Annotated in this window: 2 protein-coding genes and 1 pseudogene; 1 reads left to right on the forward strand and 2 read right to left on the reverse strand. The window is 71.0% G+C overall.

From position 1 onward, the window contains the following. Positions 1–71: pseudogene (locus RM812_RS41765) on the reverse strand (recombination mediator RecR); the annotation flags it as partial. Positions 72–144: 73 nt separating this feature from the next. Then, entirely contained in the window at positions 145–486 is a 342-nt protein-coding gene (locus tag RM812_RS41770) for a YbaB/EbfC family nucleoid-associated protein (RefSeq protein WP_311586186.1), read from the reverse strand. A gap of 250 nt (positions 487–736) precedes the next feature. Here RM812_RS41770 and RM812_RS41775 point away from each other — a divergent pair. After that, positions 737–1,206, forward strand: a 470-nt coding sequence (locus tag RM812_RS41775; protein WP_311586188.1) for an SLATT domain-containing protein, incomplete at its 3' end; no start/stop codon positions are given.

A 1,206-nucleotide genomic window follows, 5' to 3' on the forward strand; every position in this document is an offset into this window, starting at 1 on the left:
GCGCTCTTGGGACCGACGCCGGGCAGCCGCCCCAGTTCGTCGATGAGGTCCTGGACCACGCCTTCGTACAACGGACTGCCGTCCTTCCTGAGATTCCTGCACTACGTACGGTAGAGGGCTTCGGCCGGTCTGAGAAAGGCGTACTCAGAAAGGCAGGCCGGGGATGCCGCTGCCGCCCAGACCCTGGGCGAGCGGGCCCAGCTTCTGCTGCTGGAGGTTCCGCGCGTTCTCGTTGGCCGCCTGGACCGCCGCGACGATCAGGTCGGCGAGGGTCTCGGTGTCCTCCGGGTCCACCGCCTTGGGGTCGATCTCGAGGCCGCGCAGCTCGCCGGAGCCGGTGACGGTGGCCTTCACCAGGCCGCCGCCCGCCTGCCCGTCGACCTCGGTCCTCGCCAGTTCCTCCTGGGCCTGGGCGAGGTCCTGCTGCATCTTCTGGGCCTGCTGAAGCAGCTGCTGCATGTTGGGCTGGCCACCACCGGGGATCACGTTCAGCTCCTATCGCTACGGGTTTTCCCGTTCGGCACGAGCCTACGTGGTCCGCGCAGCCCTTGCCCCAGCACTCTTTCGAGTGAAGCTGCGGTGAGCCCTATACCTGATCAAGGCCCTCTTCCGAGCGGAAAGGAGTCCGAAATCGGGTCGTCGCCACCCGTTGGGCGCTAGGAAGGGTTCGGCGCGTCAGCCTCGTCACGTGGTCGCTCTGAGGCCTTCACGGACGGTGAATCGGTAGGGAGTGCGGGTGGGTCAGCCGGAGATGCAGCCCGAGGGGCCGCCGCACGACGAGCGGGGCGGTGAGGGACCTGCCGGGCTGCGGCCGGGCGATCTGACCGGGCGGGCGTTTCCGCTCGGCGACTGGGCCCAGCCCGCCGAGCGGCTGGACGAGCTGTACCGGTGGGTGGAGCGGGGCGCGCTGGAGACGGCCGCCTGGTATCTGGCGGACCGGGTGTGGAAGCGGCGGGGCGCACGGCTGCTGCGGGGCGGGGCCGCGGCGGGGGCGGTCGCCGGGGCCGCGCTGCCGATCCTGGACATGACCGGGGTGGTGGGCGGCATCGCGCCCTGGGGGTATCTGGCGCTGCTCCTCGGGGTGGCGTGCGTGGTCGGGGACCGGTACTTCGGGGTCACGTCCGGGTGGATGAGGGACGTGGCGACGGCGCAGGCGGTGCAGCGGCGGCTCCAGGTGCTCCAGTTCGACTGGGCGTCGGAGAGCGT

This window comes from Streptomyces lancefieldiae (assembly GCF_031845825.1).
In the GTDB taxonomy this organism is placed as follows: domain Bacteria; phylum Actinomycetota; class Actinomycetes; order Streptomycetales; family Streptomycetaceae; genus Streptomyces; species Streptomyces lancefieldiae.